Source organism: Streptacidiphilus anmyonensis (genome assembly GCF_000787855.1).
GTDB classification, from domain to species: domain Bacteria; phylum Actinomycetota; class Actinomycetes; order Streptomycetales; family Streptomycetaceae; genus Streptacidiphilus; species Streptacidiphilus anmyonensis.
Genome location: NZ_BBPQ01000061.1, coordinates 20,134 through 32,799 on the forward strand (window position 1 = coordinate 20,134; position 12,666 = coordinate 32,799).

The 12,666-nt window shown below is 71.4% G+C and carries 12 protein-coding genes; 5 read left to right on the forward strand and 7 right to left on the reverse strand.

Translation table 11 applies throughout. The annotated features are described in order from the left end of the window. Window positions 1-14 precede the first annotated feature (14 nt). From TR50_RS33150 to ctaC, 4 genes are all read right to left on the reverse strand, one after another. Complete coding sequence (locus tag TR50_RS33150; protein ID WP_063775191.1) at window positions 15-1,316, reverse strand: L,D-transpeptidase; 1,302 nt, start codon at window positions 1,314-1,316, stop codon at window positions 15-17. Window positions 1,317-1,525: 209 nt separating this feature from the next. Beyond that, window positions 1,526-1,924, reverse strand: a complete 399-nt coding sequence (locus TR50_RS33155) for a cytochrome c oxidase subunit 4 (RefSeq protein WP_042431062.1) — start codon at window positions 1,922-1,924, stop codon at window positions 1,526-1,528. Continuing rightward, window positions 1,921-3,663, reverse strand: a complete 1,743-nt coding sequence (ctaD, locus tag TR50_RS33160; protein WP_042431063.1) for an aa3-type cytochrome oxidase subunit I — start codon at window positions 3,661-3,663, stop codon at window positions 1,921-1,923. Before ctaD ends, TR50_RS33155 begins: the two co-directional genes overlap by 4 nt. Continuing rightward, window positions 3,660-4,532 carry an aa3-type cytochrome oxidase subunit II gene (gene ctaC / locus TR50_RS33165; protein WP_042431064.1) on the reverse strand — a complete coding sequence of 291 codons (873 nt, stop codon included), beginning with the start codon at window positions 4,530-4,532 and terminating at the stop codon, window positions 3,660-3,662. The genes ctaD and ctaC overlap by 4 nt, the downstream gene beginning before the upstream one ends. A 362-nt stretch (window positions 4,533-4,894) precedes the next feature. Between ctaC and TR50_RS33170 the strand changes: the two genes are divergently transcribed. Further along, window positions 4,895-6,304, forward strand: a complete 1,410-nt coding sequence (locus TR50_RS33170) for a cysteine desulfurase/sulfurtransferase TusA family protein (RefSeq protein ID WP_042431065.1) — start codon at window positions 4,895-4,897, stop codon at window positions 6,302-6,304. A gap of 236 nt (window positions 6,305-6,540) precedes the next feature. Here TR50_RS33170 and TR50_RS33175 read toward each other — a convergent pair whose 3' ends face one another. Then, window positions 6,541-7,515, reverse strand: a complete 975-nt coding sequence (locus tag TR50_RS33175; protein WP_042431068.1) for a carbohydrate kinase family protein — start codon at window positions 7,513-7,515, stop codon at window positions 6,541-6,543. 189 nt (window positions 7,516-7,704) lie between these two features. Between TR50_RS33175 and TR50_RS33180 the strand changes: the two genes are divergently transcribed. Together TR50_RS33180 and TR50_RS33185 are read left to right on the forward strand one after the other, a co-directional pair. Next, window positions 7,705-7,923 (forward strand): hypothetical protein, encoded by a 219-nt coding sequence (locus TR50_RS33180; protein ID WP_042431071.1) that lies wholly within the window; start codon window positions 7,705-7,707, stop codon window positions 7,921-7,923. A gap of 127 nt (window positions 7,924-8,050) precedes the next feature. Next, window positions 8,051-8,602, forward strand: coding sequence for a hypothetical protein (locus TR50_RS33185; protein WP_042431076.1), 552 nt, complete (start codon window positions 8,051-8,053; stop codon window positions 8,600-8,602). Window positions 8,603-8,681: 79 nt separating this feature from the next. Here the strand turns inward: TR50_RS33185 and erpA are convergent, their stop codons facing one another. Both erpA and TR50_RS33195 read right to left on the reverse strand, forming a co-directional pair. Next, window positions 8,682-9,035 carry an iron-sulfur cluster insertion protein ErpA gene (gene erpA, locus TR50_RS33190; RefSeq protein ID WP_042369169.1) on the reverse strand — a complete coding sequence of 118 codons (354 nt, stop codon included), beginning with the start codon at window positions 9,033-9,035 and terminating at the stop codon, window positions 8,682-8,684. A 4-nt stretch (window positions 9,036-9,039) separates the two neighbouring features. Further along, window positions 9,040-9,678, reverse strand: a complete 639-nt coding sequence (locus TR50_RS33195) for a PadR family transcriptional regulator (RefSeq protein WP_084701383.1) — start codon at window positions 9,676-9,678, stop codon at window positions 9,040-9,042. Window positions 9,679-9,781: 103 nt separating this feature from the next. Between TR50_RS33195 and TR50_RS33200 the strand changes: the two genes are divergently transcribed. Both TR50_RS33200 and TR50_RS33205 read left to right on the forward strand, forming a co-directional pair. Continuing rightward, entirely contained in the window at window positions 9,782-10,480 is a 699-nt protein-coding gene (locus TR50_RS33200; RefSeq protein ID WP_042431079.1) for an ABC transporter ATP-binding protein, read from the forward strand. Between the two features lie 5 nt (window positions 10,481-10,485). Beyond that, a partial coding sequence (locus TR50_RS33205) for an FtsX-like permease family protein (RefSeq protein WP_042431120.1) occupies window positions 10,486-12,666 on the forward strand: 2,181 nt, incomplete at its 3' end.

Genomic DNA, 12,666 nt, shown 5'->3' on the forward strand with positions numbered 1-12,666 from the left:
CGGGCCAGGGGTTTTCAGGCGCTGGGACGCAGGTACCCGACGCTCGTCGTCAGGGCCGTCCCGGACGCGCCGGCTCCGCCGCCGGTCACCGCCGCGGGGTCGGCCGGGCTCGTGGTCACCGTGCGGCCGAGCGCGCTGCCCTGCTGCCACGCCGACCAGCTGAGGTTCCAGTCGCCGTAGCCGTTGCCGAAGGGCTCCATCTCGTGGCCGAGGCTGTGGACCACCTGGACCAGGTCGCCGCGGTGGAAGGTGTCGTAGAACCACTCGGCGTTGCCGGTGCTCATGCCGGTGCAGCCGTGGCTGACGTTGGCGACGCCCTGCGAGCCGACCGACCACGGCGCGGCGTGCACGTACTCGCCGCTCCAGGTGACCCGGGTGGCCCAGTAGACGTCGAGGGCGTAGGAGTTGGAACTGCCCGCGGCGATGCCGACGGTGGAGGAGTTCATGAAGACCTCCTGCTCCTGCTCCAGCACCACCTTGATGCCGTTGCGGGTGGAGAAGCCCGGCTTGCCGGTGGTGATCGGGATGGACCGGATCTCCTGGCCGTTGCGGTAGACGGTCATGTAGTCGCTGCCCGCGTCGGTCAGGGCGAGCATCCGGTCGCCGGTCCTGAAGGCGACGGAGGCCGGCGCGCCACCGTAGAGGCCGCTCTGCACCTTGGCCCCGCCGAGGTCGAACGCGGCCTGGATCACGGCGTGCGCGGGCCAGTAGTCCTTCGGCCGGAAGTGCAGCGTCTTGTCGTCCACCCAGTACCAGGCCCCGGTGACCGAGGGCGTCGACCGGACGGTCAGGGCGGTCTCGACGATCTTCCGGGCGGCCGGGTCGTGGACGGGCTGGCTGAGCGCGACCGTGATCGGCTCGCCGACGCCGTAGACGCCCTTGTCGCCGGGCGTCATGACGGCGGTGAGGGTCGACGTCGCCGCGAGGGTGGTGAAGCTCTTCTGGACCCCGCCACGGCCGTCCCCGCCGCCGTCCGCCGCCGCGACCTTGACGGTGTAGTGGGTGCCCGCCGCGAGCGCCCCGGTGGAGCGCCAGGAGCGGCCGTCCGCCGCCAGCTGCCCCGCCACCTGGCGGCCCGTGTCGGAGACGACGGTGACGTCGGTGAGCCTGCCGCCGTGCTGGGCGGTGACCACGACGGGCAGCGACGGGTCCACGCTCCCGCCGCCGTTCGGGGAGATCTGCACCAGCCCGCTCGCGTCGACCTGCTGCTCAGGGCCGACGTCCCGGCCGCTGCAGGCGGCCAGCGCCAGGGGACCGGCCGTCAGAACCACACCGGCGATGACATTGCGAGCCCACACCGTGCTTCCCGGCTTCATGTGCCGTCACACCCTCTCCTGAGGTGACTGGCGCCGCGCGATCCGACGCCTCGTCACATCGTAGGAAAGTCGTACATTTCGCACCCGTTCAGTCACCCGGGCGAGTGAGACGGCCCAGCGCACCGGCGTGTCGTGACATGACGAAGGGCCGGGTCCCGCACCTCTCGGTACGGAACCCGGCCCTTCGCGTGGTCCGGATCAGCCGCAGATCACTGCGTCTGGTTCTCGCCGCGGTAGTACTCGAAGGTCCAGCCCCAGATGCCCATGAGGATCACCGGCATCGAGAAGATCAGCAGCCACCATCCGAAGATGACGCCCATGAAGCCGAGCGCGCCGCCGAGGCCCAGGGCCAGCGGCTGCCAGCTGTGCGGGCTGAAGAAGCCCTGCACACCGGCGTCGTCCGAGACCTCAGCCTGCGGGTTGTCGCCGGCGCCCGTGTCCACGCGCTTGGCGGTGAACAGCAGGTAGAAGGCGATGAACGATCCCAGGCCGAAGGCCAGGAACAGGCAGGTGGTGCCCGTCGGGTCCTTGGACCACAGGCCGTACCAGATGGCCATGCCCAGGACGAAGACCGCGAAGCCGGCAAAGATCTTGCCTTGCTCCTTCATCGGTCACCCGCCTCCTTCTTCTCCAGTGCGGCCTGCAGGTGGGCCGGCACCTCTCCGTGGTTCTCCAGGTAGTCGCGCGCCGCGATCTCCGGGTGGTGCAGGTCGAACGCCGGGGATTCGGAGCGGATGCGCGGCAGCGTGAGGAAGTTGTGCCGCGGGGGCGGGCAGGACGTCGCCCACTCGAGCGAACGGCCGTAGCCCCAGGGGTCGTCGACCTCGACCTTCTCGCCGTACTTCGCCGTCTTCCAGACGTTGTAGAGGAACGGCAGGATCGACGCGGCCAGGACGAACGAACCGATGGTCGAGATCAGGTTCAGCGTGGTGAAGCCGTCGCTGGGCAGGTACGTCGCGTAACGACGCGGCATGCCCTCGGCACCCAGCCAGTGCTGGACCAGGAAGGTGGTGTGGAAGCCGATGAACAGCATCCAGAAGCAGATCTTGCCGAGCTTCTCGTCCAGCATCTTGCCGGTCATCTTGGGCCACCAGAAGTGGAAGCCCGCGAACATCGCGAACACGACGGTGCCGAAGACCACGTAGTGGAAGTGGGCGACGACGAAGTACGAGTCCGAGACGTGGAAGTCGATCGGCGGGGAGGCGAGCAGAACGCCCGTCAGACCACCGAAGACGAAGGTGACCAGGAAGCCGACGGTCCACAGCATCGGGGTCTCGAAGCTGAGCGAGCCCCGCCACATGGTGCCGATCCAGTTGAAGAACTTGACGCCGGTCGGAACGGCGATCAGGAACGTCATGAAGGAGAAGAACGGCAGCAGGACCGCGCCGGTGACGTACATGTGGTGCGCCCACACCGTCACGGACAGACCGGCGATCGCGATGGTGGCCGCGATCAGCGAGGAGTAACCGAACATCGGCTTGCGCGAGAAGACCGGCACGACCTCGGAGATGATCCCGAAGAACGGCAGCGCGATGATGTACACCTCGGGGTGACCGAAGAACCAGAACAGGTGCTGCCACAGGATGGCGCCACCGTTGGCCGGGTCGAAGACGTGCGCGCCGAACTTGCGGTCGGCCTCGAGCGCCAGCAGCGCGGCGGCCAGGACCGGGAAGGCCAGCAGGACCAGAACCGCGGTCAGCAGCACGTTCCACACGAAGATCGGCATCCGGAACATGGTCATGCCCGGGGCACGCATGCACAGGATGGTGGTGATGAAGTTCACCGAACCGAGGATGGTGCCGAAGCCCGAGAGGGCCAGACCCATGATCCACATGTCGCCGCCGACGCCGGGGCTGTGGATCGCGTCCGAGAGCGGCGCGTAGGCGAACCAGCCGAAGTCGGCCGCACCCTGCGGGGTGAGGAAGCCGCCGACGGCGATCAGCGAGCCGAACAGGTACAGCCAGTAGGCGAACATGTTCAGACGCGGGAAGGCCACGTCGGGGGCGCCGATCTGGAGCGGCATGATCCAGTTCGTGAAGCCGGCGAAGAGCGGCGTCGCGAACATCAGCAGCATGATCGTGCCGTGCATCGTGAACGCCTGGTTGAACTGCTCGTTCGTCAGGACGCCCGCGTTCGGCTGGGCCAGCTGGGCACGCATGGTCAGTGCCAGGATGCCGCCGATGAGGAAGAAGGCGAACGACGTGACCAGGTACAGGGTGCCGATGGTCTTGTGGTCGGTCGTCGTCATCCACTTGATGATCGACGTACCGGCCTTCGTCTCCTTGGCCGGCCGGGCCGCGGTGGCAGTACCCCCGCTGAGCCCATGGGGTTCATTGAGGATGGTCATTTCTGGAGGTTCCCCGCTCCCGTGGTAACGATGCCGGACGGGACGTTCCCCGACTGGCCCTTGGCCCTAAGCGCGAGCAGGTGGGCCTGGTACTGCGCCGGGGTGACCACCTTGACGTTGAACAGCATCTGCGAGTGGTCGACGCCGCACAGCTCGGTGCACTTCCCGCGGAAGGTGCCGAGCACGGTCGGGGTGACCTCGAAGTGGTTCACCACACCCGGGATGACGTCCATCTTCATGAGGAAGTCGATCGGCCAGAAGCCGTGGATGACGTCACGCGAGGTCAGGTCGAACTCGGTGGTCACGCCCTCCGGCAGCCACAGCGTCGGCTCCTGGCTCGGGGTGCCCACGTCGTACGCGCCCGGACCGTTGACGTTCGCCGCGGTCTGGTCGTGCGGGTTGACCTGGTAGCCGTAGTTGAACGCCCAGCTCCACTGGAAACCGACCACGTTGATGTGGTTGGTGGCGTCGTTGGTCTTGAGCAGGTAGTCCTCGTCACGCGCGGTGTAGAAGAAGAACACCGACACCATGATCAGCGGGACCACCGTGAACAGGGCCTCGAGCGGCATGTTGTAGCGGAACTGCGGCGGCACCTCGACCTTGGTGCGGCTACGCCGGTAGAACACGACAGCCCACAGGATCAGTCCCCAGACGAGCGCCCCCACCGCCAGAGCGGCGATCCAGGCGCCCTGCCACAGGAAGAGGACCGTGTGGCCCTGCTGGTCCCGGGGCGTGGGCAGGCCGAGGCGGGGCAGGTCGTCGGACGAGCAACCTGTGGCGGTGGCAAGGACGAGGCCCAGCGTCAGCGCTGAAAGCAGCTTCCGCCGCATCGAGCGCCGCGGCGAGCGGTCGGAGCCGTTGGGACTCACTTAGCGCCTTCCCGAAGTCTCGCCCGCTCACCAGCCGACCGAAGAGCCGGAGAGGTCTCCGGTGATCCCAGTGGCTTGGTCACGGGCAGGGTTTGGATGTTTATGCGGCCCAAACCCTACTCCAGCCCGATCGGCGGTTCGCGGGCAGGTCCCACTAACGCGCCGATCATCACCCTACGCTGCCCCCGTTCGGGCGATTTCGCAGGTCAGACGGGGTACACACGGGCTCACCCGACCGACCGCGACACGCCGGACCGGCGGCCGGGGGGCCGCCTCCTGACGCCGCATGAGGACGTCATAGAATCGGGGGCAGGCGGCACCGGCTGACATGCTGCCACCTGCGTGCTCGTTACCGTGGGACCGTGCCGAATTTCGACGTCGCGTCCACCGTTCCGCTGCATCCGCTGGCCAGGCAGGCGCTGCAGGCCGCGCTCGACGAGGGCTGGGCGGATCCGGCACGTCTCTACCGCGACGCGCGTCAGGCCCGCCTGCTGCTGGATTCGGCCCGCGAGAGCATCGCCGCCGACCTCGGCGTCCGCGCCGACGAACTGAGTTTCACCGCGTCAGGTACGCAGGCGAACCATCTCGCCGTGCTCGGACTCCTCGCCGGAAATCACCGGAAAGGGCGTCATCTCGTCCATTCCGCCGTCGAACACTCCTCCGTGCTCCACGCGGCCGAGCGATTCCAGGCGGACGGCGGTGCGGTGACGGCGGCACCCGTCGACTCCTCCGGCCGGATCCTGCTCGACTCCTTCGAGGCGGCGCTGCGCTCCCCCGGGACCGCCCTCGCCTGCCTCCAGTCGGCCAACCACGAGGTCGGCACCGTCCAGCCCGTCCTCGCGGCGGCGGAGCTCGCCGCCGAGGCCCACGTCCCGCTCTTCGTCGACGCGGCCCAGTCCGCGGCGTGGGGCCGCGTCGAGGGCCCCTTCTCCGCGCTGGCCGCCTCCGCGCACAAGTGGGGCGGTCCGGCCGGCGTCGGCGTCCTCGTGGTCCGCAAGGGCGTCCGCTACCGCAGCCCGCTCCCCGCCGACGAGCGCGAGGGCGGCCGCGTCCCCGGCTACGTCAACGTCCCCGCGATCGTCGCCGCCGCGGTCGCGCTGCGCGCCGCACGGCAGGAGGCGGCGGAGGCGGACGCGCGCCTGCGCCCCCTGGTCGAGCTCCTGCACGAGCGCGTCCCCGCGCTGGTGCCCGACGTCTCCGTGCTGGGCGACCCGGCGGTGGGCGACCCGGCGCGGCGACTGCCGCACCTGCTCACCTTCTCCTGCCTCTACGTCGACGGCGAGTCCCTGCTCGGCGCCCTCGACCGGGCCGGCTTCGCCGTCTCCTCCGGCTCCTCCTGCACCTCCAGCACCCTGACCCCGAGCCACGTCCTGGCCGCGATGGGCGCGTTGACCGAGGGCAACATCCGCGTCTCGCTCGGCCGCGAGGCGACCACGGCGCAGGTGGAGGAGTTCCTCGCGGTCCTGCCCCCGGCTGTCGCCGAGGTCCGCGCCCGGCTGGCGCCGACGGCGCCGCGGAGCGCCGCGCAGGGCGCGATCGTGGTGGACGTCCTGGGACAGATGTGCCCCGTACCGGTCATCGAGCTGGCGAAGACCTTCGAGGGCGTCCCGGTCGGCGGCCTGGTCGCAGTGCTCTCCGACGACGAGGTCGCGGCGATCGACGTCCCGGCCTGGTGCCACATGCAGCACCAGGCGTACGAGGGGACGGCCCCGGCGAGCCAGTACCTCGCGGGAGCGGAGGGCACGGCCTACCTGGTGCGCAGACTCAGCTAGTGCCGTGGGCACGAGGCTCTGCTGATGTGCGGCGCCTCCCCCAGCCTCCGGCCGGGAGGGTGCCCCCACGACGCGGCCGGATGCAAGGCGGACGGGCGCCCCCGTACGGGATGTACGTGGGCGTGCCGCCGACGCAGCGTGGGGGTCCCCCCGGTCGAAGACGGGGGGAGGTCGTGGCAGGCGGGCCGGGCCCGGCGGAGGTCCGACGACAGGCCCTAGCGTGCCGCCACGGAATGTCAGCCCATCTTGGCGCGGATCTCCGCTGCGGCCTCGTCGCCGTAGGCGACGGCGAAGCGGTCGAGGAAGTGGCCGCGGCGCAGCTGGTACTCCTGGGTGCCGACGGTCTCGATGACCAGGGTCGCCAGCATCGCGCCCGTCTGGGCCGCGCGCTCCAGCGAGACGTCCCACGTCAGGCCCGCCATGAAGCCCGCGCGGAAGGCGTCGCCGACGCCCGTCGGGTCGAGCTTGGCCGTCTCGGACGGGCAGGAGACGAAGATCGTCGGCTCGCCCTTGCGGTCGATGCGGGCGCCCTTCGCGCCGAGCGTGGTGACGCGCACGCCGACGCGGTCCAGGAACTCGTCCTCCGACCAGCCGGTCTTCGACTCGATCAGGGCCTTCTCGTACTCGTTGGAGAACAGGTACGCCGCGCCGTCCACCAGGGTGCGGATCGACTCGCCGTCCAGGCGGGCCAGCTGCTGGGAGGGGTCGGCCGCGAAGGCGTAGCCGCGGCTGCGGCACTCCTCGGTGTGGCGCAGCATCGCCTCCGGGTCGTCGGCGCCGATCAGGACCAGGTCCAGGCCGCCGACGCGGTCCGCGACCGGACGCAGCTCGATGTTGCGGGCCTCGCTCATCGCCCCGGTGTAGAAGGAGGCGATCTGGTTGTGGTCCTCGTCGGTGGTGCAGACGAAGCGCGCGGTGTGGCGGGTCTCGGAGATGTGCACCGAGGCGGTGTCGACGCCGTGGCGGTCCAGCCACGAGCGGTACTCGGAGAAGTCCGCGCCGGCCGCGCCGACCAGCACCGGACGCAGGCCCAGCACGCCCATGCCGAAGCAGATGTTCGGCGCGACGCCGCCGCGCCGCACGTCCAGGGTGTCGACGAGGAAGGAGAGCGAGACCGTGTGGAGCTGGTCGGCCACGAACTGCTCGGCGAAGCGGCCGGGGAAGGTCATCAGGTGGTCGGTGGCGATGGAGCCGGTGACAGCGATACGCACGGCGGCGTGCTCCTCGAATGACGGGGGCGAGACAACGTTCTACGGTACCGGCCCCGCACCGGAGGGACACGTGCGCGTTACCGCCCCGTAGGGCTGGAAGGGCGACCCCACCCGGGCCTACTGTCGATCGTGAGACGCCGGTCACACCGCGCACAGAGCAGCGGCGACCCGGCGTGAGGAGGCCCCGAGATGATGCCCGAGCGGAACCCGGTCCAGATTCCGGCGTACCTGCGCGGCGACGCGGACGCGGACACCTTGGCGGGTCTGGTGGAGCGCGGGCGCAGACTGGGCCGCTTCTGGCCGCCGCTGGCCGCCGAGCCGCCCGAGCCCACCGAGCCGCTGCGGCGCAGCCCCTCCTTCCGGATCGGCGCCCGCGAGGCGCGCATCTTCGGCGGTCTGCCGGAGTAGCCGGCCGGAACAGGCGGGTCGTCCCTCAGGGCTGCCGGAAAACGGCTGCCCGGAAAACAGGGGGAACCGGTTCCGCGCCTCCCGCGTCCCATGCACGCATCGCAAGGGACAGACCAGGAGGCTCACCGTGCACACCCATCGTCGCTCCCGCTCCCGCGTTCTCGGCGCGCTGGCCGTGCTGGTGGCCGCCGCCGCCGGCCTGACGGCGTGCGGCTCGAGCACGACCGCCGGCAGCGCCACCACCCCTGTGGTGAGCGGTTCCCCCTCCGGGGCGAGCGGTTCCCCCTCCGGCACGATCAACCCGGGCGGCCCGATCCAGAGCGCCTCGCCCTCGCCGAGCGCCCCCGGCACCGGCGCCAAGCCGTCACCGCCGAAGCCGGCCCACGGCATCCCGATCTCCGGCTACAACACCCAGGGGTCGGTGCTGACCGTCTACTTCTTCGCCGGGGTGTGCGAGAAATACGGCGTCACCGCGGACCAGTCCCAGGCGGGTGAGGTGCGCGCCACCATCGTGGTCACGCAGCACGCGCCGACGGGTCAGATGTGCCCGCAGGTGGTCTCCGAGCAGCACGCCAGCGTGAATCTCGGCAGCCCGCTGGGCAACCGCAAGGTCGTCGACACCAGCACCGGGCTGGCGGTCGCGCCGCAGAAGGCCGGCCTGCCCATGGGCGCGGGCTGAGGAGCGGGGGAAGCAGAACGGGAACCGCCCCGGCCGTCGGCCGGGGCGGTTCCCGTTCGCGATCCGAGCGGGCGCTCGATCAGCTGAAGGAGTCGCCGCAGGCGCAGGAGCCGGTGGCGTTCGGGTTGTCGATCGTGAAGCCCTGCTTCTCGATCGTGTCCACGAAGTCCACGGTGGCGCCGGCCAGGTACGGGGCGCTCATGCGGTCGGTGACGACGCTGACGCCGCCGAAGTCGGCCACGACGTCGCCGTCGAGCGAACGCTCGTCGAAGAAGAGCTGGTAGCGCAGGCCCGAGCAGCCGCCGGGCTGCACCGCGACGCGCAGCGCGAGGTCGTCGCGACCCTCCTGCTCCAGCAGGCTCTTGACCTTGGCCGCGGCGGTGTCGGTGAGGATGATCCCGCTCTCGACGCTGGTCTCGTCCTGGACGGTCATCTGCTTACTCCCGGGATTGACGACGTACTTCCACCGGCGGAAACCGCCGACGCCCCGGAGGTATTCCGGGAGGCTCCATCCCGTCCATGCTGCCACACTCCGCACCGGTCATCACGGCTGCGTGCGCCACATCCGCCAGCCGCGCCTCCGCGCTGTCCACGGTGGCCAGATCGGCCTTGGTGTGCGCGACCGCCGCGTCGATCAGCAGCGCGACCAGCGGCTCCTGCCCGCGCTCGCGCCGCAGCCGGGTGAGCGCGCCGATGTCGGCGAGGTAGGTCTCGCGCTGCGCGGCGACGAGCTCGGCCAGCGCCTCCGGGCCCAGCCGGGCCGCGCCGAGCAGCTTGAGGAAGAGCTCGTCGCGGAAGCCCGAGGTGCGCACCCACGGGCTGGTGGCCCACTCCCGCAGCTCCTGCCGGCCCTGCCCGGTGAGCTGGTAGGCGTTCTTGTCGGGCCGGTCGGACTGCGCCACATGGACGCGGGTGACGTGGCCGTCGCGGACGAGGCGGTCCAGCACCTGGTAGAGGTGCCCGATGTTCAGGCCGCCCCACTGCGGGCCGATGGCCTCCTCGAAGCGTCCCTTGAGCTCGTAGCCGTGGCTCGGGCCGTCGGCCAGCAGCGCCATCACCGCGTGGTGAAGCGGCATTTACACACCTCCTAGCTTGTGACAATGTACTCCTGCATTGTCGCAATGTAAGGGCGGGATGTAAGGCCACAGGCACGGGGTGGAACGGGGCAAGGGGGAGCACATGCCGATCGTTCTGCGCGGCGTCAGCCGCGGCTATCCGGGGCTGACCGCGCTCGAAGCGGTGGACCTGGAGATCGCGGACGGCACCGCCGTCGCGCTCACCGGGCCGTCCGGCGCGGGCAAGTCGACGGTGCTGCACCTGCTCGGCGGCATGGACACCCCCACCGCCGGCACGGTCGAGATCGACGGGAAGCCGCTCACCTCCCGTGACCTGGACGCGCACCGGCGCCGCGTCGGCTTCGTCTTCCAGCGCTTCCACCTGCTGCCCGCGCTGACCGTCCTGGACAACGTGCTCGCCCCCGTGCTGCCGCGCCGGGTGGACTACGACCGCAAGGCAAGGGCGGCGGAGGTGCTGGAGGCGGTCGGCCTCGCCGCCCGAGCCCAGGCGCTGCCCGCCGAGCTCTCCGGCGGCCAGCAGCAGCGCGTCGCCATCGCCCGCGCCCTGATCGGCCGCCCCCGGCTGCTGCTCGCCGACGAGCCCACGGGCAATCTCGACAGCGTCATCGGCCGCGAGATCGTCGACCTGCTGCTGTCCCTGCGCGAGCGCTACGGCACGACGCTGGTCCTGGCCACCCATGACGCCGAGGTCGCGGCAAGCTGCGACCGGGTGCTGCGGCTGCAGGACGGCCGGATCACCTCCGACAAGACGATCGAGCCTTCCAGCGACGTGCTCGACCGGCTCGGAGGACTGCGGCCGTGATCCGGATGATCCTCGCCCAGCTGCGCCGCCGTCGCGGCCGCGCGCTGGCCCTGGTCGCGGGGATCCTGGTGGCCGCCACCAGCTTCTCGCTGCTGACCGCGGCCGTCACCACCAGCCGCGCCGAGACCGTCGGCACGGTGAACGCCAACGCCCGCTCCGCCTACGACCTTCTGGTCCGCCCGCCGGGCACGCGCACCGCGCTGGAGCAGCAGCGCGGCCTGGTCGAGGCGGACTTCCTCTCCGGCATCTTCGGCGGTATCACCCTGGCCCAGTACCACCGGATCGCGGGCCTCGCCGGGGTGGACACGGCCGCGCCGGTCGCCAACCTCGGCTACCTGATGATCAACAGCCAGCTCCGGCTCGACGTGACCGGCCTGCTCGCCCCCGGCGTGCGCAACCAGCTGCTGCGCGTCCGTCCGGTGCTGACCGCCGGGCCGAACCGGTTCACGCTGGCCGACCAGTACGTCTACGTCACCCGCGACCCGATCGCCGAGGTCGACGCCCGGCCCCGGGGCGGCTTCGAGTCGTCCGTCCAGATGCAGCAGACCGCCGCCGGGGGGCGGCCGGTCTGCTGGTACTACGACGAGGACTCCGCCGGGGCGCCCAGCACCGGCCCGTTCAGCCAGTGGGACCCGGTCGCCCAGGAGGGGGTCTCCGGCTCACCGTTCACCATGCCCGCGCGGACGATGATGACCTGCGACTCCCTGGGCGGCCGCGTCTACGCGGACCTCCCGGTCGCCTTCCCGGTGATGCTCTCGGCGATCGACCCGACCGCCGAGGCCCGGCTGGTGGGCCTCGACCGGGCCGTCACCTCCGGCCGGATGCTGCGGGCCACCGACCGGCCCACCGACGTCACCCAGGGCCAGGCGACCCTCGCCCACGTGCCGGTGCTGCTGAGTGCGAACGCGCAGAGCGAGGGCACCGTCACCGCCACCGTCCAGCGCCTGGACGCGGGCGACCCGGCCACCCTGCCCGACCGGCTCTCCTCCGCCGGAGCGCGGGCCTTCGTGAACGGCCTCGGCGGCGCCACCGCGGGCACCCTGCACGCCGACCTCGACACGGCCTTCCGCACTCTCGGCACGTACGCTTCCTACAGCTCCGGCACCTACTGGACCGTCGGTCCCGTCACCTACCGCGCCACCTCCTCCGGCCTGGAGGCGGCGCCGCGCGCCGCGCAGCCGCTCGAGGCCTGGCGCGGCGGCGCCGAGCAGGGCTGGATCAGCGACGTGCCCGAGGAGAACACCGGCACCCAGTTCCGTGCCGTCACCGCGCGGGCCGAGGTCGGCTGCGAGGGCATCGAGGGCACCTGCACCGACGCCACCGCCGCGCCGACACCGATCCTCGACTTCGTCGGCCGCTACGACAGCTCCAAGCTGGACCGGTTCTCCTCGCTCAGCGGCGTCCCGCTGGACACCTACCAGTCCCCTGCGGTCACCGGCGCCGACGCCGCGAGCCGGGCCGCGCTCGGCGGCAAGGCCCTGCTCCCGGACCGCAACATCGGCGGGTTCCTCAGCCAGCCGCCGACGCTGCTCACCACGCTCGACTCCATGGACGTGTTCTTCGCCAGCCGCCTCGACCCCACCCCGCAGGCCGCCGCGCCGATCAGCGCCGTCCGGATCCGGGTGGCGGGCGTGACCGGCGTCGACGCCACCTCGCGGGCCAGGGTGAACGCGGTCGCGGCCGCGATCCGCGCCGCCTACCCGCACCTGGTCGTGGACGTCACCGCGGGCAGCTCGCCCGCGCCGCAGACCATCGCGCTGCCCGGCGGACTGCGGGTCAGCGAGGGCTGGACCGAGAAGGGCGTGGCGCTGCGCATCATGTCCGCCGTCGACGCCAAGAGCGCGGTGCTGTTCGTCCTGGTGCTGGTGGTCTGCGCGCTGTTCCTCGGGCAGGCCGCGCTCGCCTCGGTGCGGTCCCGGCGCAGCGAGATCGGCACGCTGCGCTGCGTCGGCTGGAGCGCCGGCGAGGTGTTCCGGCTGATCCTGGGCGAGCTGCTGCTGATCGGCACGGTCGCGGGCGCCGCCGGGGCGCTGCTGGCCTACCTGCTCGCCGAGGCCTTCGGCCTGCACGCCTCCGCGGTCAAGGCCGCGCTGGTGCTGCCGACGGCGGTGCTGCTCGCGCTGGCGGCCGGGTTGCCGCCAGCCTGGCGGGCGACCCGGCTGGGTCCGCTGGACGCGGTGCACCCG